General features: G+C 36.6%; 25 protein-coding genes and 1 riboswitch. Of the genes, 18 read left to right on the top strand and 7 right to left on the bottom strand.

The window, feature by feature from the left end:
* Nucleotides 1-164: 164 nt before the first annotated feature.
* Nucleotides 165-1,076, top strand: coding sequence for an endonuclease I family protein (locus CS937_RS05515; RefSeq protein ID WP_099157454.1), 912 nt, complete (start codon nucleotides 165-167; stop codon nucleotides 1,074-1,076).
* A gap of 102 nt (nucleotides 1,077-1,178) precedes the next feature.
* On the opposite strand, the gene CS937_RS05510 is transcribed toward CS937_RS05515, so the two are convergent.
* Nucleotides 1,179-2,558, bottom strand: coding sequence for a tetratricopeptide repeat protein (locus CS937_RS05510; protein WP_099157453.1), 1,380 nt, complete (start codon nucleotides 2,556-2,558; stop codon nucleotides 1,179-1,181).
* 187 nt (nucleotides 2,559-2,745) lie between these two features.
* Here CS937_RS05510 and CS937_RS05505 point away from each other — a divergent pair, with 187 nt between their 5' ends.
* The 4 genes from CS937_RS05505 (at nucleotide 2,746) to CS937_RS05490 (ending at nucleotide 6,130) form a co-directional block, all read left to right on the top strand.
* The gene (locus tag CS937_RS05505) at nucleotides 2,746-3,723 is read left to right on the top strand and encodes a ring-cleaving dioxygenase (protein ID WP_099157452.1); all 978 of its coding nucleotides are present in this window, start codon (nucleotides 2,746-2,748) and stop codon (nucleotides 3,721-3,723) included.
* Nucleotides 3,724-3,888: 165 nt separating this feature from the next.
* Nucleotides 3,889-4,458 carry a sigma-70 family RNA polymerase sigma factor gene (locus CS937_RS05500; RefSeq protein ID WP_099157451.1) on the top strand — a complete coding sequence of 190 codons (570 nt, stop codon included), beginning with the start codon at nucleotides 3,889-3,891 and terminating at the stop codon, nucleotides 4,456-4,458.
* A 6-nt stretch (nucleotides 4,459-4,464) separates the two neighbouring features.
* Nucleotides 4,465-5,526: a DUF4030 domain-containing protein gene (locus tag CS937_RS05495; RefSeq protein WP_099157450.1), complete on the top strand. Its 1,062-nt coding sequence runs from the start codon at nucleotides 4,465-4,467 to the stop codon at nucleotides 5,524-5,526.
* Between the two features lie 172 nt (nucleotides 5,527-5,698).
* A complete protein-coding gene (locus CS937_RS05490) occupies nucleotides 5,699-6,130 on the top strand; it encodes a VOC family protein (RefSeq protein ID WP_099157449.1) in 432 nt (143 codons plus the stop codon).
* 103 nt (nucleotides 6,131-6,233) lie between these two features.
* Here CS937_RS05490 and CS937_RS05485 read toward each other — a convergent pair whose 3' ends face one another.
* Nucleotides 6,234-7,472 (bottom strand): IS256 family transposase, encoded by a 1,239-nt coding sequence (locus CS937_RS05485; protein WP_099157448.1) that lies wholly within the window; start codon nucleotides 7,470-7,472, stop codon nucleotides 6,234-6,236.
* A gap of 174 nt (nucleotides 7,473-7,646) precedes the next feature.
* Complete coding sequence (locus CS937_RS19385) at nucleotides 7,647-7,913, bottom strand: hypothetical protein (RefSeq protein ID WP_099157447.1); 267 nt, start codon at nucleotides 7,911-7,913, stop codon at nucleotides 7,647-7,649.
* 316 nt (nucleotides 7,914-8,229) lie between these two features.
* On the opposite strand from CS937_RS19385, the gene CS937_RS05475 reads away from it, so the two are divergent.
* The 3 genes from CS937_RS05475 to CS937_RS05465 are packed head-to-tail and all read left to right on the top strand — an operon-like array spanning nucleotide 8,230 to nucleotide 10,456.
* Entirely contained in the window at nucleotides 8,230-9,003 is a 774-nt protein-coding gene (locus CS937_RS05475) for an amino acid ABC transporter substrate-binding protein (protein ID WP_099157446.1), read from the top strand.
* Nucleotides 8,987-9,691 (top strand): amino acid ABC transporter permease, encoded by a 705-nt coding sequence (locus tag CS937_RS05470; protein WP_099157445.1) that lies wholly within the window; start codon nucleotides 8,987-8,989, stop codon nucleotides 9,689-9,691. The genes CS937_RS05475 and CS937_RS05470 overlap by 17 nt, the downstream gene beginning before the upstream one ends.
* A 15-nt stretch (nucleotides 9,692-9,706) precedes the next feature.
* A complete protein-coding gene (locus CS937_RS05465) occupies nucleotides 9,707-10,456 on the top strand; it encodes an amino acid ABC transporter ATP-binding protein (RefSeq protein WP_099157444.1) in 750 nt (249 codons plus the stop codon).
* A gap of 60 nt (nucleotides 10,457-10,516) precedes the next feature.
* Here CS937_RS05465 and CS937_RS05460 read toward each other — a convergent pair whose 3' ends face one another.
* Nucleotides 10,517-11,623 carry a 5-methyltetrahydropteroyltriglutamate--homocysteine S-methyltransferase gene (locus CS937_RS05460; RefSeq protein ID WP_099157443.1) on the bottom strand — a complete coding sequence of 369 codons (1,107 nt, stop codon included), beginning with the start codon at nucleotides 11,621-11,623 and terminating at the stop codon, nucleotides 10,517-10,519.
* Nucleotides 11,624-11,773: 150 nt separating this feature from the next.
* Nucleotides 11,774-11,873: riboswitch (SAM riboswitch) on the bottom strand.
* A 162-nt stretch (nucleotides 11,874-12,035) separates the two neighbouring features.
* Here CS937_RS05460 and CS937_RS05455 point away from each other — a divergent pair.
* The 9 genes from CS937_RS05455 to rbsB all read left to right on the top strand — a co-directional run bounded on the left by CS937_RS05455 (nucleotide 12,036) and on the right by rbsB (nucleotide 21,098).
* On the top strand, nucleotides 12,036-12,971 hold the full coding sequence (locus tag CS937_RS05455; RefSeq protein ID WP_099157442.1) for a fumarylacetoacetate hydrolase family protein: 936 nt from the start codon (nucleotides 12,036-12,038) through the stop codon (nucleotides 12,969-12,971).
* A 14-nt stretch (nucleotides 12,972-12,985) separates the two neighbouring features.
* Entirely contained in the window at nucleotides 12,986-14,371 is a 1,386-nt protein-coding gene (locus CS937_RS05450; protein WP_099157441.1) for an FAD-binding oxidoreductase, read from the top strand.
* A gap of 149 nt (nucleotides 14,372-14,520) precedes the next feature.
* Nucleotides 14,521-15,135, top strand: coding sequence for a 3'-5' exonuclease (locus CS937_RS05445; RefSeq protein WP_099157440.1), 615 nt, complete (start codon nucleotides 14,521-14,523; stop codon nucleotides 15,133-15,135).
* Nucleotides 15,136-15,358: 223 nt separating this feature from the next.
* On the top strand, nucleotides 15,359-16,345 hold the full coding sequence (locus tag CS937_RS05440; protein ID WP_099157439.1) for a LacI family DNA-binding transcriptional regulator: 987 nt from the start codon (nucleotides 15,359-15,361) through the stop codon (nucleotides 16,343-16,345).
* A 4-nt stretch (nucleotides 16,346-16,349) separates the two neighbouring features.
* Nucleotides 16,350-17,243 carry a ribokinase gene (rbsK, locus tag CS937_RS05435; protein WP_099157438.1) on the top strand — a complete coding sequence of 298 codons (894 nt, stop codon included), beginning with the start codon at nucleotides 16,350-16,352 and terminating at the stop codon, nucleotides 17,241-17,243.
* The gene (gene rbsD / locus CS937_RS05430; protein WP_099157437.1) at nucleotides 17,243-17,638 is read left to right on the top strand and encodes a D-ribose pyranase; all 396 of its coding nucleotides are present in this window, start codon (nucleotides 17,243-17,245) and stop codon (nucleotides 17,636-17,638) included. The genes rbsK and rbsD overlap by 1 nt, the downstream gene beginning before the upstream one ends.
* 18 nt (nucleotides 17,639-17,656) lie before the next feature.
* Complete coding sequence (locus CS937_RS05425) at nucleotides 17,657-19,180, top strand: sugar ABC transporter ATP-binding protein (protein WP_099157436.1); 1,524 nt, start codon at nucleotides 17,657-17,659, stop codon at nucleotides 19,178-19,180.
* On the top strand, nucleotides 19,158-20,093 hold the full coding sequence (gene rbsC, locus CS937_RS05420; protein WP_099157435.1) for a ribose ABC transporter permease: 936 nt from the start codon (nucleotides 19,158-19,160) through the stop codon (nucleotides 20,091-20,093). The genes CS937_RS05425 and rbsC overlap by 23 nt, the downstream gene beginning before the upstream one ends.
* 60 nt (nucleotides 20,094-20,153) lie before the next feature.
* Nucleotides 20,154-21,098 (top strand): ribose ABC transporter substrate-binding protein RbsB, encoded by a 945-nt coding sequence (gene rbsB / locus CS937_RS05415; RefSeq protein WP_099157434.1) that lies wholly within the window; start codon nucleotides 20,154-20,156, stop codon nucleotides 21,096-21,098.
* A 162-nt stretch (nucleotides 21,099-21,260) separates the two neighbouring features.
* On the opposite strand, the gene CS937_RS05410 is transcribed toward rbsB, so the two are convergent.
* The gene (locus tag CS937_RS05410; RefSeq protein WP_099157433.1) at nucleotides 21,261-21,776 is read right to left on the bottom strand and encodes a spore coat protein; all 516 of its coding nucleotides are present in this window, start codon (nucleotides 21,774-21,776) and stop codon (nucleotides 21,261-21,263) included.
* Nucleotides 21,777-22,186: 410 nt separating this feature from the next.
* Here CS937_RS05410 and CS937_RS05405 point away from each other — a divergent pair, with 410 nt between their 5' ends.
* Nucleotides 22,187-23,797 carry an acyl-CoA synthetase gene (locus tag CS937_RS05405; protein ID WP_176555758.1) on the top strand — a complete coding sequence of 537 codons (1,611 nt, stop codon included), beginning with the start codon at nucleotides 22,187-22,189 and terminating at the stop codon, nucleotides 23,795-23,797.
* Between the two features lie 41 nt (nucleotides 23,798-23,838).
* Here the strand turns inward: CS937_RS05405 and CS937_RS05400 are convergent, their stop codons facing one another.
* Entirely contained in the window at nucleotides 23,839-24,432 is a 594-nt protein-coding gene (locus CS937_RS05400; protein WP_099157432.1) for a kinase, read from the bottom strand.
* Between the two features lie 37 nt (nucleotides 24,433-24,469).
* Nucleotides 24,470-24,631 carry a glycine zipper domain-containing protein gene (locus CS937_RS19380; protein ID WP_176555711.1) on the bottom strand — a complete coding sequence of 54 codons (162 nt, stop codon included), beginning with the start codon at nucleotides 24,629-24,631 and terminating at the stop codon, nucleotides 24,470-24,472.
* Nucleotides 24,632-24,816 lie beyond the last annotated feature (185 nt).

Here is a 24,816-nt window from a genome sequence, read left to right as displayed (position 1 = left end):
TTATCCCGCATTAACGGGCAGTAAAACCATCACTGAATGAAGTTTCACTTTATCGAGCTGACTTTTCAAATATAGAAGGATATCCGTAAAAAAAATAGAAATAAGTATTTAGAAAGTATCAAGGGGAAATAGTGAGATAGCTCAAATCAGAGGAGGAATTAAAAATGACTTTGATCCACCATCAAAGGGAAAAGCTTCTTCGAAAGACAACAGACAAACAGCGTCTCAGTACTATCCTATCTTTGCTCACAGAGACAAAAGAAAAAATGAAGAAAGACGAAAAAGTGTATTACGATGAGAAAAAAGATAAACAAACAATCGAGCAATACTACCAGAACATTGATTTTGAAAACTCGAATGATGAAATAATCCAATCCCTAACACAACTTCTAAAAGAGACGCATACGAATAAAGTAAAATACGATCCAAGTGAGTATGTTTATCCTTGGGTTGATTTACGCCCAGATGGAAATCTAAAAAGTATTTATTCCGGGATAAAACGGGATGCGGAAGAAGTGATAAAAGAGGATTATGCAACCTCATTAAAACGGAGAGATGAGGTTGCTAAGATAATAGATGAGGATAAAACAAAACTAATGCAAGTCGAAAGAAATTTTAAATATAACTGTGAGCATGCTGTTCCACAATCTTGGTTTAATGAACAGGAACCAATGCGTGGCGATCTTCATCATTTATTTACATGTGAACCCGTCTGTAATTCAATTAGAAGTAACTATCCTTTCCATGACTTTACTGATTATAATCCAGAACAATTTAATACCAATCGAGTTGAAGACGCATGTGGGAAAGCGGAAGAGGAAAAGTTTGAACCCGAATATGGTAAAGGTACTGTTGCCAGGGCTATGTTGTATTTTTTGTTGAGGTTTCCTGGTGAAATTGAAAAAACATATAAGAAGCAATTAAATAAAGAACTTTTATATGAATGGCATCAAAAATTCCCACCGGATATTTACGAAAAGCATCGTAATCAAGCTATTTTTGAAATTCAGGGGAACCGCAATCCTTTTATTGATTTTCCTGAAAAGAGTCTTGGTTTTGACAGTAGATTAAGTTAATAAAGTGAACAAGCCCTACCAACAGACATGAATCCTGTGGTAGGGCTTGTTAAATATAAGGCTAGTAAAAGTTTTATAAAATGGAATTTGTCTTTCATTTCGTTATTTTTGCATTTGAATTAACAGTTGCTTATAAGCTGAGGCTTCCTCAGGATAACCAATTTGACTATATATTTTTGATAGATAGTTTACAGGCTTAGGATCATCAGGATGCAGCTCCATTACCCATTTAAAGCAATCAATTGATTTTTCAAATTGATTGAAATAGATGAATAACTCCCCTAAATCAAATTGATGATCGGGATCCTCTATCAAACCTTGCATTTTAATTAATTTCTGTTCAATTGGAAGGTGAAAATCAGCATTACGAAATGGGGTCAGCCAATGGATAATGTCTTTCAGGCTGTGGTCTTGTAAAAAGGCAGACACAAATGGGTGGACCATCCTATTTAGAGCTTTTGAATCATTGTTGCAAATCTTTAGTAGTCGATTGTTGGAGTTATTGAAAAAAGCAGCAAGTTGTCTGCTATTTGCTTGTTCAAAACCTTCGATAATAGTATGTAGGTGCTTATCGTCAGGCTGGAAATTTGTTGTCATAATAAATTCTATGATTGTCTCCGATGGTCCATATTCGAGAAGATAGTTAACGAAAGATTCCTGTATGATCGGGTGATCGTTTAATTGATGTAATTCCTGTAATACCATGAGTTGTTCTTTCCCAGAGAAATCCTGAATCATTTGTTGAACAATTGTAAAATTTTCGGGGGTAAAGTGATGGTTAAGTAATTTAATTCTTACGGCTAGTTCATCTATCCAGCGATTTTCCTTTTTATAAAATTGAAGAAGCATATTAAAAGAAGCGGTGTTGAAAATGGTATCGAAGCAAATGGATTCAAAATGGATAGGATCTTTTTCTACTAGTTTATTCAAATCATTATAGACATGTTCGTAGGGAGTGAATTGAAAGCTGTTGATCATATCGTTTGCAAAATTATTCGTATTATCATGGTCTATGTATACTTTTAACACTTGATAGGCTGTAAAGGCTTGACCATTTCTTTGATAGTGGTAAAAAGTTTCTTTAAGTATCTCATTAATGGATTCGTCTGACAGAAAGGCGTCGAAGAAAGTGAAAATTAGTGCGGCTTCTACTTTGGAAAGACCTTTTTGTATATTTTTTAAGGATTGTTTTACCGGATTCAAATGGAATTGCTTCCGCTTGTGGATTAGTTGAAGGGTAAGTGGATGTGAACCTTTAAAATGAATTCCATTCTTACATGCACGATGGACGTAGGAATATAATTTAATATGATTTACTTTTGCTCCATTTAAGAATTCATTTTTAAAAAAGAATAAATAGTAATAATTTGTATTATCGTCTATTGCTACAAGGATCTTGCATTGTTTATATACAATTAATTCTTGAGCAGCTACAGTAACGTTATGTTTGTTGAGCTGGATGTGAAACCTCTTCTCGTTCATCATGAATTCCCCCTTATTTTGTATATAATATCATAGAACAAAATGAATTTGAATTATATAGAACTTCAAACTTTTGACGATCAATTTAGTTTGTGGTATATTTATTTTGAATTCAAAATAACTTAATTAAGGATAAATAAAGATCTATTGATAGTACAAACTTTTGAAGATGTAGGAGGAGTATAAAATGAAGGGACTAAAAGGAATGCACCACGTTACCGCCATTACAAGTAGTGCAGAGAAGAACTATGAATTTTTCACATATGTATTAGGAATGCGATTAGTAAAGAAAACTGTGAATCAAGACGACATTCAAACGTATCATTTGTTTTTTGCGGATGATAAAGGAAGTGCAGGCACTGATATGACGTTTTTTGATTTCCCAGGGATACCAAAGGGCGTACATGGTACAAATGAAATTTCGAAAACCTCCTTTCGTGTACCAAGTGATGCAGCATTAGACTATTGGGTTAAACGTTTTGATCGTTTAGAAGTTAAGCATACTGGAATTAAAGAACAATTTGGTAAAAAGACACTTTCTTTTGTTGATTTTGATGACCAAAACTATCAATTAATTTCAGATGAAAATAATGAAGGAATTGCTGCAGGTACACCGTGGCAAAAGGGACCAATTCCTTTAGAATATGCTATTACTGGACTAGGACCAATTTTTGTTCGTATTGCTAACTTTGACTACTTTAAAAATATGATGGAAAAAGTGTTATTATTTAACGAAATTGCTAATGAAGGATCTTTTCATTTATTTGAAGTGGGTGAAGGAGGTAACGGTGCTCAAGTCGTTGTTGAGTATAATACAGTTCTTCCTCAAGCAATCCAAGGATTTGGTACAGTTCATCACGCGGCTTTCCGTGTTGACGATCGTTCTGTATTAGATGAATGGGAAAAACGAATGGGGAGCTTTGGATTTCAGACTTCAGGCTTCGTTGATCGTTTCTTTTTCGGATCATTATACACAAGAGTTGCACCACAAATTTTATTTGAGTTTGCGACAGATGGTCCAGGATTTATGGGAGACGAGCCATATGAAACACTTGGGGAAAGTTTATCTTTACCTCCATTTCTTGAACCGAAACGTGAGCAAATCGAGAAAATGGTCCGTCCGATTGAGACGGTGAGAAGTACAAAGGAATTTGTTAAGGAATAACGATTGATACAAAGGCGCAATTCATTGCTTAAAGAATTGCGCCTTATTTTTTTGTATTGTTAATAGTAATATGGGAGCAAATACATAATTCTTACTATTTTAAAAAAAAGTGAAACATAAAACCTATTTTCCATGTCTTAAAAGTACTTGGCAAGGAGGATCTACATGAATGATTATCGCGATAATTCAATTCAATTAAACAAAGATAAGTACTATAAAACAGACGTTGATAAAGAAAATCTAATTAATGGACTAATGAACGATTATTCACAAAAGGTGTATTTACTTGCATATTCTTATGTTAAAGATCATGGACTGGCTGAAGATGTAGCCCAGGAGGTTTTTATCAAATGCTACAGACACATAGGTAAATATCGAGGGGAAGCATCAATTTCATCTTGGATTTATCGTATAACAGCTAACACCTCAAAGGATTTTTTAAGGAAGAAAAAATTTATGAATCTAATATACCCTCGTCAATTTTTCGAGGATTTTAGACGAAGTGAAAGTTCAGAAGAAATTTTCTTAAAACAAAATCGAAAAGAACAAGTATTGCAGACTATTTTCACCCTACCAATTAAGTATCGAGAAATTTTGGTTTTGTATTATTTTCAAGAGCTAACATTAGAGGAAATTGTGAAGGCTCTTAATATTAATTCCAATACGGTAAGAACTAGGTTGTCTAGGGGAAGAGACAGACTAAAACAAAAGCTATCTTTTGTGGAAGGAGAGTAATTCTTTATGGATAAAATGTTGAAGAAAATGAAGGAGTATTATAATAACAACTACTTTACAGAAGAAACTTCCGATAGAATAAAAAAGCGTGTTCTAAATGAAATAAGAAATAAAAAAGTAAAAATGAGTATCGGTAAAAAAGTGATGTATTTTAGTTCAGTTGCAGTACTTATAATTGGACTACTAATTGGTTCGGCATTTGCTTCACCTACTGTTGCTAATGTTTTAGCTAAGGTTCCCATTTTAAATGCTTTATTTGAGAAAGAACAAGATATTTACCCTTCTATAGTTGGAATGATTACTGATCACCTAAGAACATTAGATTATAATATTGTAGGGGGCTATTTAAGAGTACACGATAAAAAAATTGGGGTACGTATTGGGGGAACGGATAAATATTTTAATGAAGTAAAAGGGAAAGTTGAACAGGAAATAACAGAGATATTACAAGATAAAGAGCTGGATGCTTATCATGTAGAAGTAACTAAAGAAAAAGAATTCGTAAGAGAAGAGATTTCCGAAAAACAAAAGAAGAAGATAGAAGCGTATATGCAACAAAGTCAAAAACTTGAAGAAGAAATTTTAAAAGCATTAAACAACAAGAATTATGAAATCCTTTCTGCGCATGTAAGAATCAACGATGTTGAAAAATTTATCCCATTAGAAATACCAGTTTCTGAAACAAGGGAAGATGAAATGAAGCAAATTGTAAAAGATATAGTACAAGAAAAGGATATGGATAAGTTCACTATAAAGGTATATAAAACGGATCCAGAGAAAGAAAAAGCAGATAGAAGGTGGAGACCAGTTATAACTACTATTTCCGAGGGACTAATTGGTATGAAGGAGTTAAAAGTTGAGGGAGTTGGGTATTCATTTTATCCATTCCCACTTACCATTTCAATAAGAACTTCGGTTGAATCGTCTGATTCGAATGCTAGGGAACTTGGGAAAGAAATTGAAAATAAAGTTCGTCATTTTATAGAGTCTGAAGAAGTTAAAGAAAATGTTAAGGATGATCCTTATAACATTAATGTGTATAGTAAAGATAAGGAAAAAATAAATTAGTAAGCCAATAGCGTATCTGTAATATAGCTCAGATACGCTATTTGTTTGACCTTTTATATAAAGTTTTTGTAAAGGATGTATTTTTAATCATAATAGCTCCCAGAATAAAGGAATTTTTGGGAAGGGGGTAGAAATTATTATAGAATAAAAATTCGAGAAAGAGGTGTATGTTATGATTTTAAAGTTTCATCCGTATTTTGTAACGAATGGAAATGGGCAAGAAGCTATTAAATTCTATGAAGATGCGTTACATGCAAAAGTATCAAACGTTCAAACGTTTGGGGATATGCCGGATAATCCAGAGTCCCCTATTCCAGAAGAAGCAAAAGATCGTGTATTAAATGCACATCTAAAAATTGGAGATACAGATCTTATGCTTTCAGATACATTTCCGGGTCAACCACACACAATTGGATCACAAGTTAACGTTGCGATTACGGTGAGTGATGTGGAAACGTCCAAAGAAGTATTTGAAAAGTTACAGGTAGGGGGAAAGGTTGAAATGCCCCTTCAAGAAACATTTTGGAGTCCATCATATGGTCAAGTAACAGACAAATTTGGTGTAACGTGGCAAATTTCAACATACGTAGCTGAAAATAATTGAAATTGAATATTTAAATGTATTATTAGTACAAAAAGAGCTTGGGAGATTCGGTATCCCTAAGCTCTTTTGCTTTAATTAGGGCTTGTCAAGAAAAGTGTGTAAGTTATTCTAAATATTTTAACACACGTTTATTAAGATGGTCATGTATTAATAGCTGGTTCATCACCATTGCCCATTGTTGAATATGGCCACCTTCCCATTTGTTTTCAAGTTCTTTCGTTCGTAAATATAATACTTTTAGAAGAGCGTTCTCATTTGGGAATGCTCCTTTTTTAGTCACTTTTCTAAAGCTAGAATGTATGCTTTCTACCGCATTGGTAGTGTACATGATTTTGCGTATGGCACTTCCATAATCAAATAGTTGTTCCACATGGGAGAAGTTTCGTTTCCATACGTCAATAGCTCCTGGATAGGCAGACCATTGTTGTTGAAAGCTTTCGAATGCACTATGACAAGCCTTAAGACTTGGTGCAGCGTAAACCTTTTTTAATGCAGCAGTAAAAGCTTTATAGTCTTTACTTGGAACATACTTAATCGAATTTCTAATGAGATGAACAATACAGCGTTGTACGACAACTTGTGGGAAAATGGCACGAGCTCCATCTTCTAATCCACTTACTCCATCCATGGAAATAAAGAAAATATCTTCTACACCACGAGCTTTTATTTCATCAAAGATTTGCATCCATTTATGTTTACTTTCCGTTTCATTTAACCATAGACCAAGAATGTCTTTCTTTCCTTCCATGGTATAGCCTAACATGGTATAAACAGCGTATTTCTTGGTTTCGTAGTCATTACGTATCGTCGTATAAAGGCAATCTACAAATACAAATGGATAACAGTTACTTAAAGGGCGACTTTGCCACTCTTCTAAATCAGGAAGCACTGTATCGGTAATATCGGATATCATTTCATGAGACACGGAGAATCCATAGATATCTTCAATCGTGGATGAAATATCTCGCTGAGACATTCCTCTTGCATACATGGAGATGACTTTATCCTCGATGGCAGAAACATCTCTTTTACGCTTTGGAATAAGCTCTGGTTCAAATGAACCGTCACGATCACGAGGTACAGCAATATCCACTTCGCCAGCAGTCGTTTTGACTTTCTTTTTTCCGTACCCGTTCCGTCTATTGTTTGTTTCTTTTTCTCCCTTATCATTGGATTCATAGCCCAAATGATGATTCATTTCACCTTTTAACATCGATTCAAACATAGGTCCAAATATGTCCTTTAATGCATCTTGCATATCTTCTACAGACTTTGGTTGATACTGTTCAATAATCTTGTTAGCTAATTCTATGGAGTTGGGATCTCTTTTAGGTTTGCCCATTTAAAACACTCCTTTAGCTTTATAGTTATTATTCTACCAAATAAAAAACTGTGTGAGTAAGAAACCGTACGCATTTCTTACTTACACAGTTAATATTACACTCCCTTTAATTAAGGCTCGTTTCGTAAATTTTATTACTTTTAAATCCGTAGTTTCAGTAAAATGTGACGTAAGTTATCTTATGTAGCTGTTATTCCCACAGCCAGTATACACTACGATTTCCGGAGCAGCTGCAATCCTCGCTCTCCTGCTGATATTCACGCTCTCCTGACGATGTTCCTGCTCTCCTGACGATGTTCCTGCTCTCCTGACGATGTTCCTGCTCTCCTGCTGATATTCCTGCTCTCCTGACGATGTTCCTGCTCTCCTGCTGATATTCCTGCTCTCCTGACGATGTTCCTGCTCTCCTGCTGATATTCCTGCTCTCCTGCTGATATTCACGCTCTCCTACTGATATTCCTGCTCTCCTGACGATGTTCCTGCTCTCCTGCTGATATCCTCGCTCTCCTACCGAGCATCATCTCCCCAGGATGTCATTAGTATGAAAGTAATATTTTCTGTCTCCTCGGCTTGGTGTTTACGTCGCATTTTATGTCATTTGTGTAAAAACAATAATCTTTTAGAAAGTTGCCCTTGATTAAAAGGAATGAATTAAATCTTTTTGTTAATTCTAAGTCATAGTAGGAAATCTTTTACTTATCTTAATTGGTAGGTTATAATCAATTATTCCGATAAAATTACTGGGGGTTTAATAGATATGAAGAAACTAGCTTTATGGGTATTAATGATTGGACTTATTGCTGTATTAACTGCATGTGGTTCAAGAAATCTTTATGATGAGGTTATGGAAAAGGGTGTCCTTACCGTTGGGACAGAAGGCACATATGCTCCATTTACTTTTCATAATGATCAAGGTGAATTAACAGGATACGATGTTGAAGTTATAAAAGAAGTTGCGAACCGTATGGGAGTAAAAGTAGAATTCATGGAAACACAATGGGATTCTATGTTTGCTGGTTTGAATTCCGAACGTTTTGATCTGATTGCGAACCAGGTGGGTATTAATGAAGATCGCTTAGAGAACTATGACTTTTCTAACCCGTATACGTATTCAGCTGCAGTCGTAGTTGTACCAAAAGAAACGGATGATATTAATTCCTTTGAAGATTTAAAAGGCAAGAAATCTGCACAATCATTGACGAGTAACTTTGGGGCTATTGCAAAAGAGAATGGTGCTGAGCTTGTAGGCGTAGAAGGTCTTGCACAATCGATTGAATTATTGAAACAAGGTCGTGCAGATGTAACGGTAAATGATAAACTTGCGGTTCTTGATTATTTGAATCAAGAAGGTGATAAAAGTATTAAAATAGTAGCAGAAGAGGGCGATGCTTCAGAAACAGCTTTTGCTTTCAATAAAGGAAATGAGAAATTAGTTGAAGCTGTTAATGAGCAATTAAAAGCGATGAGAGAAGATGGAACCCTCGCTAAAATTGCTAAAGATTGGTTTGGTGAAGATGTTTCATCTAAATGATATGTTATTTGCGATAACTGCGGATCAAGGTGGGTGGGAGTTATTCAAAAACTCCCTCCTCCCCATGATTAAAGGTGGGATTAAATATACAATACCACTAACACTTATCTCATTTGTGGCTGGTCTTATATTGGCACTATTAACAGCTATTATGCGTCTTTCAAAATCATCTATCGTTCGTACACCAGCGATTGTATATGTTTCGGCAATTAGAGGAACACCCTTACTTGTGCAATTGTTTATTGTTTTCTATGGATTACCAAGCTTAAACATTACCATTGACCCATTTCCAAGTGCCATCATCGCATTTAGCCTTAATGTAGGGGCTTATGCATCAGAAATAATTCGTGCTTCTATTATATCGATTTCAAAAGGTCAATGGGAGGCAGCATATACAATTGGTATGACGCAAAATACAGCGTTAAGGCGAATTATTCTACCGCAGGCAACAAGGGTTTCTATACCCCCATTATCAAACACATTTATTAGTTTGGTGAAGGATACATCACTTGCTTCACTAATACTTGTTACTGAGTTATTTAGGAGAGCTCAGGAAATTGCTGCAGTAACATATGATTTTATGCTGATTTATATCGAAGCAGCAATTCTTTATTGGATAATCTGTTTTCTATTATCTATTGTTCAACAGGCTATCGAAAAACGTCTCGAACGGTATACAGCTACATAGAGAGGAGGAACCCAGGTGTTATTATCAATTAAAGGTTTGGCTAAATCCTTTAATGAGTTGGAAGTTTTGAAGGATATTGAAGTAGAAATTGAAAAAGGTAAAGTGTTGTCGATTATGGGTCCTTCTGGATCTGGAAAAACAACGCTTCTACGTTGTCTAAATGCCCTGGAGCAACCAGATAGAGGAATTTTTACGTTTGACGATGGACTTACACTGAATTTCGAAAAGAAAATCAGTAAACAGGATGCCTTAAGATTACGACGTAAATCGGGAATGGTATTTCAATCCTACAATCTTTTCCCACATAAAACAGCCTTAGAAAATGTAACGGAAGGACCAATCATCGTACAGAAACGTAACAAAGCTGACGTTCAGGAATTAGCGGAAAGTCTTCTAGAGAAGGTTGGTCTGAAGGATAAGATGAATCTTTATCCTCATCAGCTTTCTGGTGGACAGCAGCAACGGGTCGGAATTGCTAGAGCACTTGCAATTGAACCAGAGTTAATGTTGTTTGATGAGCCTACATCTGCACTGGATCCAGAGTTGATTGGAGAAGTATTAACTGTAATCAAAGACCTTGCTAAAGAAAATTGGACGATGGTTATTGTTACGCACGAAGTTCAATTTGCAGAACAAGTCTCGGATGAGGTGATTTTTATGGATGGTGGATATATTGTCGAACATGGACCTCCGGATAAAGTACTTAAAGCGCCAAGGGAACAGCGTACACAGCAATTTTTACAAAGGATACTGAATCCATCATAATGCAGGGAATCTGGGACTGGGACAAGGTTCCTGCCCCCTTGTCCCACTGCCCCCCACATTTTATCCCCAAACTTCCTGAGCTACTTCACCTATAAATTTTAATTTAGCCCATTGTTGTTCTTCTGTTAACTTATTACCATGGTGAGTCGATGCGAATCCGCATTGCGGACTTATGCACAACTGTTCAAGCGGAACATATTTTGCTGCTTCTTTAATACGTGCTTTAATTGCTTCTTTGTCTTCAATTTCTCCAAATTTTGATGTTACAACTCCCAAAATAACCTGCGCGCCACCATTTGGAATGTGTTTTAATGGTTTAAAGTCTCCTGAACGTTCATCATCATATTCTAGGAAGAAACCATCCACCTTTTCTTTTGCAAATAAAGTTGGTGCGATCAGTGCATAGCTTCCTTGAAATGCCCAATTAGAACGATAGTTACCACGACAAAGATGTGTTGTCACCACTAAGTCTTCCGGTTTACCTTCTAAAACGCTATTTACTACGCGAAGTGCTAAGTCAATTAATTGTTCCCTTGAAAATGCTCCATCATTAAATGGGATATCTGGTGAGGAAAGTCCAGCAATATAAACATCATCCAATTGCAAGTAACGCACACCAGCTTCATAAAATACCTTTATTGCATCACGATACGCCTTAATAATATCATTTGCATATTCCTCAATGTCAGGGTATATACTCTCATCACGTATACCAACATTAAATAATTGGTTGGGACTTGGAATTGTCTGTTTAGCAACAGCACGACCATCAACGATTTCATTAAACACAATAAAATCTTTTATAAATGGATGGTTGGGATTAAAAGAGATCTTTCCTGTATTTCGTATGTTATATTTTTCAGTTTCCTCGTCACCATTAAAAATATAGCCTATTTCTGGGACATACCCCTCCACCCCATTCAAGTGCTCAAGGAAATCCGTATGCCAAAATCGTCGTCTGAATTCACCATCTGTTACGGATGATAACCCAACCTCGATTTGTTTATCAACAATACGTTTAATTTCTTTTGTCTCAACATCACGCAATTGTTTTGCTGTGATTTTCCCTTCATTAAATTCCTTTCTTGCTTTGTGTAAGTTTTCTGGTCGTAACAAACTCCCAACGTGATCTGCTTTAAATGGTGCTTTCGTTAATGTGATTGACATAGTAAATTCCTTCTTTCTTTTATTTTGTATTTACTTTTAGAGAAAGTTGTGTCTTACTTCATTAGAAGAATCACCTCTTTATATGTAGTTTGCATCAAAAAAACCTCTTCTTAAGATAAGAAGAGGTTTACAGACAATAGTTAATCACTCTTCTTATCTTCAAGCTTTACGCTTCTGGAATTAGCACAGTATTAAATAACCTGTTGCTGAGGCTTCAAAGGGCCAGTCCCTCCACCTCTCTGGATAAGAAAGTTACTTATTCAATTTTAAATGTTATTAATCACATTACCTTTAGGAGTATTAAATGTCAAGCGAAAATTTAGAATATTTTTTAACTGAATATTGGGGATAGATTGAATTTTTATGGTACGATAAGTATTAAATATTACCTAACAATCGAGGTGGATTAATCATGAAATTGGTTAGCTACAAATTTAAGGGAAAACCTGGTACATATAGGATAGGTTGTGTAGTAGATGGGAAAGTGATTGATTTACAGGAAAGTTATCATGCCTATCTTATTTCAATGGGAGAAAAGGATGCTATTCATTTAATTGATAGTCTTCTACCGGCAGATCCAAGTACATTTTTTTCCATGGGAACTGTGGTAGTTGAACGTGCCAGGAAAGCTTGTAATTATATAACAAAACAAGGTCATAACGAAGTATTGTTTGGCCCAGAAGAAGTGAGTTTTTCAACTCCTAATCCAGCACCTTCAAAGGTTATTTGTGTCGGGAAAAATTATGCTGAACACGCTGCAGAAATGCAAAGCGACATTCCAGAATTTCCGGTTTTATTTGCAAAATTCAATAATGCACTAATTGGTCCTGAGGATGATATCAAAAAATCTATGTTTACAGAAAAACTTGATTACGAGGTAGAGTTAATAGTAATGATTGGAAAAGAAGCATCACATGTTAGCAAAGAAGATGCGCTTAATCATATTGCTGGATATACAATTGGTAATGATATTTCTGCCCGTGACCTGCAAAAACGTACAGCCCAATGGCTACAGGGAAAAACATTGGACCGTAGTACACCAATTGGTCCATGGGTGGTAACACCAGATGAAATTGGAAATCCCCATAATTTATCTATTCGTTCCTATGTGAATGGAGAGGAACGCCAAAGCTCTAACACTAATAAATTGATATTTGATATTCCATTTTTAATAGAATTTATATCTAGCTTAATTACGTTGAAACCAGGTGATATTATCATGACTGGTACACCAAATGGAGTTGGTTTTGCTATGAATCCTCCGCAATTTTTGAAAGATGGGGACGTTGTAACATTAGAAATTGAAAACGTAGGCAAGCTTGAAAACCAAGTAAAGGAAAGAGATTAAAGGAGATGTGACTGATGGGTCTTTATGAAGAATTACAAGAAGCACTAAACAGTGACCGTGTATCGTCGAATGAAACTATTTTAGAGCAGCATAGTAAGGATGAATCGTATCATACACCACGTTTTCCAGATGTAGTCGTGTTTCCTGAAACTACTGATGAAGTTAGCGAAATTATGAAACTAGCAAACAAATACCATTCACCGGTTGTTCCGTTTGGATTAGGTTCAAGTTTGGAAGGAAATGTAATTCCGAATGAACAGGATACGATAACGATTGATTTCTCACTCATGAATAAGGTGCTGGAAGTTAGGGAGAATGATTTTCTGGTCAAGGTGCAACCTGGTGTTACACGTTCACAATTAAATAAAGAGCTTAAAAAGTATGGCTTATTTTTTTCAGTGGATCCAGGTGCTGATGCAACGCTTGGAGGTATGGCAGCAACGAATGCTAGTGGAACAACCGCTGTTAAGTATGGAGTCATGCGAGATCAAGTTCGTGATTTAGAAGTTATCCTGGCTGATGGTGCAATCATTCACACAGGTAATCTTGCAGCAAAATCTTCATCGGGTTTTCATTTGAATGGTCTCTTTGTCGGGTCTGAAGGAACATTGGGGTGTTTCACTGAGTTAACACTAAAGGTTTATGGAATTCCTGAACATACTATGGCTGCAAGAGCATCATTTGATAGTGTCGATGATGCGGTTGAAGCGGTTGTCGGTATTTTACAGGCTGGTGTTCCTATTGCAAGAGTTGAACTTGTTGATGAACAATCGATGAAGCAAATGAATCTTTATAGTGGAACAACATACAAAGAAGGACCAACATTATTCTTGGAATTCCATGGTAATGAAGCTGGACTTAATCATGATATTGAATTTACGAGAGAAATTGTTCTCGATAAAAATTGTAAGGAAATTAAATTTGAATCAGATACAGCTGCCAGAAATCGCCTTTGGGAGGCACGTCACAATGTAGCTTACGCATACATCCACGGTCATCCAGGGAAAAAGCAAATGGTAACGGATGTTTGTGTACCAATTTCCAAGCTAGCAGGGGCTATTAAAGAGGCAAGAGTAGCCATTGAAGATTCAGGACTCAGTGGCGGAGTTGTTGGTCATGTTGGGGATGGTAACTATCATGCTTTGATCATGATTGATCCGGCTAATCAAGAAGACGTTGAAAAGGCGAAACATGTAAACACTCGTATTGTGAATTATGCACTTAAAAGAGGTGGAACATGTACGGGTGAACACGGTGTTGGAATTGGTAAACAGGAATACCAGGAAAAAGAACATGGAGAAGCGTTAGTGGTAATGCAAAAGATTAAACAAGCACTGGACCCTGATGCCATTCTGAACCCAAATAAAATTCTTAAGAATAATTCTGTAAAACAGTTATAATAGCGTTGATATAATTGCATTGCAGTACTACGTTAATTCGTGGTACAGCAATGCACATTCATTTACAATGAAATTCCTTCTCCCTTACACTAGAAATACATAGTATTATATATTGTTATTGACATTAGAAAACAAAGGAGATTTTTATCATGGACTTCGTCTCCATTGACTTTGAAACTGCAAACGAAAAACGTAACAGTCCGTGTGCAATTGGTGTTGTCGTTGCTAATGAGCAGGGAATTGTTGATGAATTTTATAGCCTAATAAATCCACTCATGGAATTCAAATCATTTAATACATACATTCATGGTATAACTGAAAGTGATGTAGAAGATGCACCAACTTTTGCTGAACTGTGGCCAACACTACATAAATATCTTGATAATAATATTGTAATTGCACATAATGCAAGCTTCGATATGAGTGTTGTTCGGCAAACACTGGATCGATTTGATTTGCGTTATCCGGAGTTGGAGTATCTTTGTACAGCGAGTATATCTAAACGAGTTTGGCCAGATTTAATGAGTCATAAATTAAACACACTTGCTGCCCATCATAATATCGTGTTCGAGCATCACCATGCCTTAGAGGATGCAAAAGTAGCAGCAAAAGTATTACTAAAGGCTATCGAGGAGTATGAATCCGACTCGTTGGAAATGTTTTTACAGAAATGTATGATCTCAAAAGGGAGAATTTTTGAACGTGGATATGTACCGCCAAAATCAAAATCTTTTAAACGAAGCAGTAAGATTAGAATCTTTTAATCGGTGCCTCACTAATGAAAAGCATGGACCCATACTATCCATGCTTTTTATTTATTTAATCTCTACAATTATCGTTCTAGCAAAAGTTATTGACACTTATGTGCACGCACTTTATTATTTATGTAATGGGTTACATGAATGCGTTTTCAAGTGAATTTTTTTCTATAATTTAATGTAACGGGTTACACTTTTGTTTTTAATAATTTAAGAGAGTGGTTTTATAATGACAACGATTAAAGATGTTGCAAAGCTTGCCGGGGTTTCAACAGCTACTGTTTCGCGCGTTATGAACGGTACTGGTTATGTAAATCCATCAACAAAAGAAAAGGTTAACAGTGCAATTAAGCAATTAGACTATCGACCAAATGATGTGGCACGAAGTCTGTATAAAGGCAAATCGAAAATGATAGCTTTATTTGTTCCGGATATTATGAACCCTTTCTTTCCAGAGCTTGCTCGAGCAGTGGAGGATGTTACCAATCAACATGGTTATACATTCATTCTGTGTAATACGGATGACGATTTTGAAAAGGAACAAACGTATTTGAATGCATTACAACAAAAGTCAGTGGACGGCATAATAATTGTTTCAAGTACGATTACGAAAGAACTTGTTGGTAAGATAAGTACTCCCATCATTGCGCTTGATAGAATCATAGGTTCTAATATATCCTCGGTAACTGTAAATAATCGAGAGGGTGCTAGGCAGGCCGTTCAGCACTTAAAATCAGTTGGATGTAAAAGGATTGCACATATATGCGGTCCGGAACATGTAAGTAATACGGCAAAACGACTTAAGGGTTATCTTGACGAGGTTAAGAATGAAGACTGGTTTTTGTCAAGTTATATTGTGCCAGGAGAATACAATTTCGAAACAGCTGTTCAAGCAACGAAAAAATTACTCACAGATCACACGGAAATAGATGGAATCTTTGTTTGGAATGATTTGATGGGTATTGGGGCGCTTAAAGGGGCTGAGGAACTAGGAATAAACGTTCCTGATGAGTTATCGATAATAGCTTTTGATGGAATTACGGTTGGGGAAACCACGACACCGTCTCTATCGACGATGGCACAACCAATCTATGATATTGGAACACAAGCTGCTGAAATGCTGCTAGAACAAATTAATAATAGTGGATATAAGACAAAGAGAGAAGAATTTACCGTCCAGCTTATTGAGCGTCAATCGACACGAAAAAGGGGGTAATAACATGGCTGTAAGTTCCACAGTTTGTATTGTAGGTAGTATTAATATGGATTTATCAATTTCAACAAACACAATACCGAAGCAGGGCGAAACCGTGATTGGGGGAGAATTTGCGACGTATCCAGGGGGAAAAGGTGCTAATCAAGCAGTTGCAGCTGCACGACTTGGTTCATCAGTAAATATGATTGGTGCTATAGGTAATGACACTTTTGGTGCCACACTTTTAGATCATTTAGAATCAGAAGGTATAAATTATGATGGTATAGAGACAATTCCTGACGTGGCAACAGGAATTGCTAACATTATTTTGTCAGAAAATGATAATCGAATTATTGTTTCGTCAGGGGCGAATCGTTTAGTGACGCCAGACTTTGTTGAAAGACATCGTGACGTTATTAATAAAAGTGACATCGTGTTACTACAATTGGAAATTCCAATGGAAACAGTTGTTCACACATTAAAAATAGCTAATGAATATGGTATTCCAGTAATTGTTAATCCAGCACCATATCAACAATTACCCGAAGCTGTTTTTAGTGGTTCAGCTTTTCTGACACCGAACGAGATTGAGTTGCTGTCGATGAAGACTGATCCAAAATTTACTTCGATTCAAGAGAATGTAATTGTGACACAGGGTGAACGGGGAGTTCAATTTTATGAAAATAGAGAAAAACGATATTTACCGAGTCACCATGTAGAAGCGAAGGATACGACTGGAGCTGGAGATACCTTTAATGGTGCTCTTGCATCTCAGCTTGGCAGAGGCGCAAAGCTAACAAAAGCTATTGAATATGCTAATGCCGCAGCAGCACTGTCGGTGACAAAAATTGGTGCTCAAGGAGGTATGCCAACAGGTACTGAGGTAGATTTATTTATCAAAGAAAGGACGGTTTCTTAGTGAAAAAGTCAGGCATTTTAAATCGAGACATCACATCCGTACTAGGGAAACTTGGACATACAGACAAAATAATTATTGCAGATTGTGGACTTCCGATACCGAATGAGATACATTGTATTGATTTGTCATTAACTATAGGTAATCCAAGTTTTACAACTGTTTTTAAAGCGGTTACCGATGACATGGAAGTGGAGGAAATGACAATTGCAAAAGAAATTCATGACAAAAATAGTGTGTTGCACGATGAATTAAAGAATTTTTATGACAAGGTGCAAGTAAATTATGTGTCACATGAGCAGCTTAAAGCCGAAATTCCTAAAGCAAAAGCGGTAATTCGAACAGGAGAGGCAACTCCGTATGCCAATGTCATTTTACATGCTGGTGTAATTTTTTAATGAAAAGGGGTGAGAAAAATGGTCGAAACACCTTTTGTTGAAATGATAAATATTGATAAGTCTTTTTCAGGAAATCAAGTGTTAAAAGGGGTTAATTTTGAAATTAATTCTGGAGAAATTCATGCCTTAATGGGGGAGAATGGTGCAGGGAAATCAACATTAATAAAAGTGTTAACAGGAATACATGCACGTGATAATGGGATTATCAAGGTGAAGGGGAAAAAAGTAGATTTTTCTAATCCAAAACAAGCAGAACAAGATGGGATTATTGTCATTCACCAGGAACTTAATATTATTCCACATTTAACTGTTGCTGAAAATATGTTTCTTGGAAAAGAACTGACATATGGCAAAACTGGAATTTTAAATACGAAAGAAATGAAGAAACAAACGGAAACTAGTTTACAAGATTTGGGTGCAACAAACATTCAACCAGAAGATACAGCTGGAGATTTATCCGTTGGAAAACAACAGATGATAGAAATAGCTCGTGCTCTAGCTACAAATGCTGAACTAATCATCATGGATGAGCCCACTGCCGCATTAACGGCACGTGAAATCGAAAGTCTTTTCAATGTTGTCGAGTCGCTTCGGAAAAAAGGAGTAAGTATCATCTACATTTCGCACAGAATGGAAGAGATTTTTCAAATTTGTGATCGAATCACAGTATTGCGTGATGGGCAGTACATTAGTACAGAGTTCATTCGTGAGACAAGCTTTGAAGCAATTGTGAAAATGATGGTTGGTCGTGAGCTTGGGGAACGATTCCCGGCAAGAACTAGCATCATTGGCGATGTAGTTTTTGAAGTAGATAATCTAGACCGACGAGGGGTATTTGAAAATATTAGTTTTAATGTAAGAAAAGGTGAAATCCTTGGAGTAGCTGGACTAATGGGGGCAGGCAGAACGGAAATAATGGAAGCAATTTTCGGTTTTGAAAAGAAAAATAATGGCACCGTTAAATTAGATGGAAAAGCCTTAACGATTAACCATCCAAGTGATGCGATCAAAGCTGGAATTGGTTTTATTACAGAGGATCGAAAAGCGAAAGGATTAGTATTAAATGCTTCAATTCGTGAAAATATTTCGTTAACAAATATGAAAGCGGTTTCGAATAATGGGGTTATCTCTGCTTCTAAGGAAAATAAGTTGATTAGTGATCTGATTAAAAGACTTCAAGTTAAAACAACTGGTATCGAACAAGAAATCAAACATTTGAGTGGAGGTAATCAGCAAAAGGTTGTTATTGCAAAATGGTTAGGAATTAAACCAAAGCTGCTAATCCTTGATGAGCCAACCCGCGGTGTTGATGTTGGGGCAAAAAAAGAAATATATACAATTATGAATGAACTTACCGAAAAGGGTGTAGCGATTATTATGATTTCCTCCGAGCTTCCAGAAGTTCTTGGAGTGAGTGATCGTATTATGGTTATTCATGAAGGCAAGATAACACGAACTTTAGATAGAGAAGTCGCTGATCAAGAGAAAATAATGAGGGCGGCAACAGGAGGGGAGAATCATGAAGCGCTTATTAGTAACTAACTTTGCAAAAATTGGTCCATTTATTGGTTTAATCGTAATTATGATCATATTAGGATTTTTAAGTGATAATTTCTTCACACTAGATAATATTCTTAATCTACTACGTCAGGTTTCGGTTAACGCACTTATAGCATTTGGTATGACGTTTGTAATTTTAACAGCGGGGATCGATTTATCCGTTGGTTCTATTTTAGCTTTAGGAAGTGCATTAACTGCGGGTATGCTTTCGAGTGGAATGGATCCAATTTTTGCTGTGTTTATTGGGTTAATAATTGGTTTAGCACTAGGTGCGGTGAATGGTCTTATTATTACAAAAGGGAAAGTTGCACCATTTATTGCAACACTTGCTACGATGACAGTTTTCCGTGGTGTTACACTTGTTTATACCGATGGAAAACCAATTACAGGATTGTCGGATAGTTTTGCATTTGAAATGATTGGTCGCGGATATGTGTTTGGTATTCCGTTTCCTGTTATCCTTATGCTTGGTGTATTTCTAATTTTATATTTTGTGCTACGTAAAACTGTTTTCGGCAGACAGGTATATGCTGTCGGCGGAAATGAAGAAGCGTCAACTCTTTCGGGTATAAGAGCTGATCGAGTAAAAATCTGGGTATATTCATTAACTGGTATGCTATCGGTCTTAGCAGGAATTATTTTAACAAGCCGATTGAACTCAGCACAACCAACAGCAGGATCAATGTACGAATTAGATGCGATTGCTGCTGTCGTTATCGGTGGTACGAGCTTGATGGGTGGACGCGGTAGAATCGTCGGTACACTTGTGGGTGCATTAATTATTGGTGTTCTTGATAACGGGCTAAATCTATTAAACGTATCATCGTTCTATCAACAAATTGTCAAAGGTGGCGTTATCTTACTTGCTGTCTTGCTTGACCGAAGATCTAAGTAAGGTTTCACGTGTTCAATTAGAACACTTTAACTAAACATTTTCCATGGGAGGAAATACAAAATGAGTAAATGGATAAAAACTTTAGCACTACTTGTATTGCTTTTAGTTATTACTGCATGTTCAACAGAGGCCCCTAGTTCATCAGACGAATCAGAAGGCTCAAAGGATAATGGATCAGAAGAAGATAGTGTGAAAATTGGTTTATCTATTTCAACACTAAACAACCCGTTTTTTGTAACGCTACGTGATGGTGCTGAAGCTGCAGCAAAGAAGGCAGGCTATGAAATTCTAACTTCTGATGCACAAAATGATCCATCAACACAATTAAGTGATGTTGAAGATTTATTACAACAAGATATTGATGTACTATTAGTCAATCCAACAGATTCAGCAGCAGTTGTGACTGCTGTTGAACTAGCTAACGATGCTGGTGTACCAGTTATTACAGTTGACCGTAGTTCTGAGGGTGGCGAAGTTGTAACACACATCGCTTCCGATAACGTGGCTGGTGGAGAAATGGCAGGAGAATTCATCGCAGAGCAATTAGGCGAAAAAGGTAAAGTTGTGGAGCTGGAAGGAATTCCGGGTGCATCCGCAACACGAGAGCGCGGAGAAGGGTTCCATAACATCGTTGATGAAATCGATGGAATAGAAGTTGTTGCCAAACAATCAGCAAACTTTGACAGAACAGAAGGCTTAACTGTGATGGAAAATATCCTTCAAGGTACAGATAAAATTAACGCAGTATTTGCACATAACGATGAAATGGCATTAGGTGCGGTACAAGCGCTTGAATCAAAAGGTTTGCTTGAAGATGTAATCGTTGTCGGTTTTGACGCTACAGATGATGCCCGTGCAGCGGTAAAAGAAGGTAAAATGGCTGCAACAGTTGCACAGCAACCAGAATTAATCGGACAAAAGGCTATTGACGCAGCAGGTAAGGTAGTTAATGGTGAATCTGTTGAAAAGTTTATTCCAGTTGAATTACAGTTAGTCACAGAGTAATTAGATTAAGATAGTGAAGATCCCTACGTTTTTGTGTAGGGATCTTTTTGATGCAAAACGTCATAACGTGTGGTAAGCGTGCGAAATAGTACAATACCATTTAGTTGAAAAAGGAAAAATACACGTGGAAACATCTAGTATACTACTATGACATAACGAAATTTACTTATAATTCATTTCCAAAGCCTTGTGGGCATTCTGTAAATCATTTTGCAGTAATTTTTCAAGGTTATAGGCTGGGTACATTCCCTTTCCATACATATAATTAAAGACCTTCCCATGCGTTTGAATTGTCTTTTGAAGGTGTTTGTTTAATGTTTCACGTAAAGCTGGTGTCGCTGTTTCAGTGATAGCAGCAGCATAGGTACGTACCGCTGTTTTAGCAAATCCCAATAGGTCCCCTGCATAAAATCCTGTACCTAACTCTCGCCTATCATATTCATCATCGTTCCTGGGTGCTAATGAATAAAATTGAATAAGCTCTGTAATGTTCATTTCTAGATCTTTGATTGTCTGCAGATAAAGTGCCCGTAGCATACCATCTTGTATCTTATCTACTGAGCTCTTTAATTTCATTAATGCTATAGATTGTAATGCAACAAGTTCATGTATTTCCATCGTCTCATGCCACGCTAAATGGTCGGGATTATTTCTTGAAAATGACTCCAGAGATACCATAGTTATCCTCCTAATATATAGTCATTTTCACTATATTCATAGGCGAGAGTAATGGCACCATAAAGATTGAAATTGGGCAGAAAGCACAGTAGTTAAATAATATAGGGTAGTGAAAATAGAAGGATATACTTAAGCGAATGCTTGAAGAAGTGTAGTTAATTAATTGGTATTTTGTTGTGTTTTAGGCGGGGAAACTGTTGAGAATAGGGAGGAAGCACAAATAATGGGAATACAATCCAAACTCAGTAAATACGAGTCGAATTAGTAGAAATACGATCCAAAATATGCGAAATACGATCCAATTCTTATGAACGCCACTTGCCAACATTAATTATCTGAATTAAAATAAAAGAAAGAAAATTCAACGTGAGGGATAGCATACGTTATTAATTCATTTAAGGAGTGGGACAATGAGCACACAGGCAAATGAAAATGTTGAGCTTTCCAAGTTGTTGGAACGTGCACGGAGAAATGCGTTAGGGGATTTACTAGCAAGGACACGTGACCGTACACCGGAAAAATTTGCGATTCGCTATGAGGACAAGCGTCTGACCTATGCAGAGTTGGATAATCTGGTCAATCAGACAGCACATGCCTTTCTAGAAAAAGGAATGAAAAAGGGTGAAATGGTTACAGTGATGTCCAAGAACAGTTTAGACTTTGTTGTTGTGAATTTTGCTTTAGCAAGAATTGGTGCAGTGATGATTCCAATTAATTACATGCTGACAGGTGAGGATGTTCGATATATCATTGAGCATGCGGAGGTTACCGGTTTTATTGCTTCAGAAGAATATGCACCAGTTCTTGAAGGTGCTAAAGGCAATGCTCCGATTGCCCATAAATATTTAATAGATTTGCCTGATACATACGAGTCTAGGGAAGAGCTTGCATCATGGGAGCAATTGTCTTTAATACGTGTGGGGAAATCGACTGATTTTGTTGAGGCGGAGATTTCTGATGAGACTCTTGCTCACGTGTTGTATACGAGTGGAACAGAATCTCGTCCTAAAGGGGTAATGCTTTCCCATAAAAGCTTAATAAGCGAATATGTCAGTTGTGTTATTGATGGAAAAATGGAAGAAAGGGATGTGGCAATTCACGCATTGCCGTTATACCATAGTGCGCAATTACATGTGTTTTTAGGTCCGAGCATATATGTTGGATCAAGTGGAATTATTTTAGGAACTGCTAGTCCGGAGGTTATTTTGAAAACTATTGAGGAAGAAGCGGCAACACTTCTTTTCGCTCCACCAACTGTCTGGATTGGGTTATTACGTCACCCAGACTTTGATAAACGTGACCTTTCTTCATTGGAAAAATGTTATTATGGTGCAGCAATTATGCCTCGAGAAATTTTAAAGGAGTTAGCTGAGCGGTTACCGAATGCTAAATTCTGGAATTTTTATGGACAAACCGAAGTAGCTCCATTAGCAACAGCATTGCAACCCGACGATCAATTACGAAAAATTGGTTCGGCGGGTAAGGCAACACTAAATGTGCAAACAAGGATCGTTGACGATCAAGACAACGAAGTACCTCGCGGTGAGATTGGTGAGATTGTTCATCGTACACCACACACAATGAAAGGATATTTACATGATCCTAAGAAAACTGCCGAAGCATTTCGTGGTGGTTGGTTCCATAGTGGTGATCTTGGCGTAATGGATGACGAAGGATATATAACAATTATCGACCGGAAAAAGGATATGATCAATACTGGCGGCGTTAACGTGTCGAGCAGGGAAGTTGAAGAAACCATTTATCAATTGGATGGTGTTTCAGAAGTGGCTGTTGTCGGTATTCCTGATGCGTACTGGATAGAGGCGGTGACGGCAATTATCGTTCCAAAAGATGGATCAAGCCTGACGAAAGAGGTTGTTATTGAGTTTTGTAAATCGAAACTGTCTACCTTTAAAGTGCCCAAGTATGTAGACTTTGCTGATACTTTACCTAAAAATCCTAGTGGGAAAGTGCTGAAGCGGTCATTGAGAGAGCGGTATGAAGGATTGAGTGCGGAGTAAGGGATTGGAATAGAGGGGAAAGTACAAAATTTTTTTCTCCTCTATCCATTTAAAACTAAATCCGCATTTTTTTTTGGGGATTCGGATTGTATATAAAATTCTTCTGCCTTCCAATATCTATTTTTGAATTTTTCAATAGCTTTTTGTGTATGATTACTTTCACGCTGAAATCGTTTATCCCTTGGGGAATCCAAATAAACGACATAATCATAAAAATCCCTCCACTCTTGCCGTTGAAGAAAAACACCTTCGATTATGATAATACTGGAATCGGGAGGTTTTACATTCACCATCGTACATACGTCTGAATCACCATCATAAAAAGGAAGGTTAAGATCATTAGAATACCTAAGTTTAGTAAAAAAATTGTCGCGCAACCAATTTATGTCCCATTGTAGGTAATAATACTCAAACCACTCTTCATGTTCAGTATGGTAACGTTTTTTTCTCTCAACAATGTGATCGTCAATATGAAAAACATAGACTGTGTTGTTCTCATCCCTTAATATTTTTTTAAGTTTATTCACAATTGTTGTTTTTCCGGAACGGCTTAAACCATCCACACCTAATATAAAACGTCTACCTTCTTCAATAGTAGGAATCACCCTTATTAATGCTTCTAAATTATCTTTCAACTCAATATCATCTCCTTCTTAAAGCTTTGGATTATTCTTATTTCTTCTTATTAACACCAGAACTTATAGCTAAGCCTATTGCAAGACCTGCTGCAATTCCAACAGCGATGTTATCAAAAATTACTCCACCCGTAACACCTATAGCTATACCCAACACAATCCAAGTACTTGTATCATTTTTATTCATTTTCTCTGCCATGGTCATTTACCTCTCTTATTTAATTTCATTGAAAATTATTAAATGTAATAAGAAACGACAATTATGCTTGCTATTATTGTAGCAATAATACAAAAATTCATCACTTAATATGTAAATAAAATAGTTAACAATCTTTAGCGCTAATTCTAAGCTGGAATTGTACTTATCTTTTTCGATGGCGGTAA

Origin of the sequence: Virgibacillus ndiopensis (assembly GCF_900187325.1) — a bacterium.
Classification (GTDB): domain Bacteria; phylum Bacillota; class Bacilli; order Bacillales; family Amphibacillaceae; genus Virgibacillus_E; species Virgibacillus_E ndiopensis.
Note: the sequence above shows the minus strand (reverse complement) of the source record. Positions and strands in the feature narration are given on the sequence as shown.

Coding starts and splice junctions, on each gene's coding strand:
- CS937_RS05515 (WP_099157454.1), top strand. CDS start 165: ATGACTTTGATCCACCATCAAAGGGAAAAGCTTCTTCGAAAGACAACA.
- CS937_RS05510 (WP_099157453.1), bottom strand. CDS start 2,558: ATGAACGAGAAGAGGTTTCACATCCAGCTCAACAAACATAACGTTACT.
- CS937_RS05505 (WP_099157452.1), top strand. CDS start 2,746: ATGAAGGGACTAAAAGGAATGCACCACGTTACCGCCATTACAAGTAGT.
- CS937_RS05500 (WP_099157451.1), top strand. CDS start 3,889: ATGAATGATTATCGCGATAATTCAATTCAATTAAACAAAGATAAGTAC.
- CS937_RS05495 (WP_099157450.1), top strand. CDS start 4,465: ATGGATAAAATGTTGAAGAAAATGAAGGAGTATTATAATAACAACTAC.
- CS937_RS05490 (WP_099157449.1), top strand. CDS start 5,699: ATGATTTTAAAGTTTCATCCGTATTTTGTAACGAATGGAAATGGGCAA.
- CS937_RS05485 (WP_099157448.1), bottom strand. CDS start 7,472: ATGGGCAAACCTAAAAGAGATCCCAACTCCATAGAATTAGCTAACAAG.
- CS937_RS05475 (WP_099157446.1), top strand. CDS start 8,230: ATGAAGAAACTAGCTTTATGGGTATTAATGATTGGACTTATTGCTGTA.
- CS937_RS05470 (WP_099157445.1), top strand. CDS start 8,987: ATGTTTCATCTAAATGATATGTTATTTGCGATAACTGCGGATCAAGGT.
- CS937_RS05460 (WP_099157443.1), bottom strand. CDS start 11,623: ATGTCAATCACATTAACGAAAGCACCATTTAAAGCAGATCACGTTGGG.
- CS937_RS05455 (WP_099157442.1), top strand. CDS start 12,036: ATGAAATTGGTTAGCTACAAATTTAAGGGAAAACCTGGTACATATAGG.
- CS937_RS05450 (WP_099157441.1), top strand. CDS start 12,986: ATGGGTCTTTATGAAGAATTACAAGAAGCACTAAACAGTGACCGTGTA.
- CS937_RS05445 (WP_099157440.1), top strand. CDS start 14,521: ATGGACTTCGTCTCCATTGACTTTGAAACTGCAAACGAAAAACGTAAC.
- CS937_RS05440 (WP_099157439.1), top strand. CDS start 15,359: ATGACAACGATTAAAGATGTTGCAAAGCTTGCCGGGGTTTCAACAGCT.
- rbsK (WP_099157438.1), top strand. CDS start 16,350: ATGGCTGTAAGTTCCACAGTTTGTATTGTAGGTAGTATTAATATGGAT.
- CS937_RS05425 (WP_099157436.1), top strand. CDS start 17,657: ATGGTCGAAACACCTTTTGTTGAAATGATAAATATTGATAAGTCTTTT.
- rbsC (WP_099157435.1), top strand. CDS start 19,158: ATGAAGCGCTTATTAGTAACTAACTTTGCAAAAATTGGTCCATTTATT.
- rbsB (WP_099157434.1), top strand. CDS start 20,154: ATGAGTAAATGGATAAAAACTTTAGCACTACTTGTATTGCTTTTAGTT.
- CS937_RS05410 (WP_099157433.1), bottom strand. CDS start 21,776: ATGGTATCTCTGGAGTCATTTTCAAGAAATAATCCCGACCATTTAGCG.
- CS937_RS05405 (WP_176555758.1), top strand. CDS start 22,187: ATGAGCACACAGGCAAATGAAAATGTTGAGCTTTCCAAGTTGTTGGAA.
- CS937_RS19380 (WP_176555711.1), bottom strand. CDS start 24,631: ATGGCAGAGAAAATGAATAAAAATGATACAAGTACTTGGATTGTGTTG.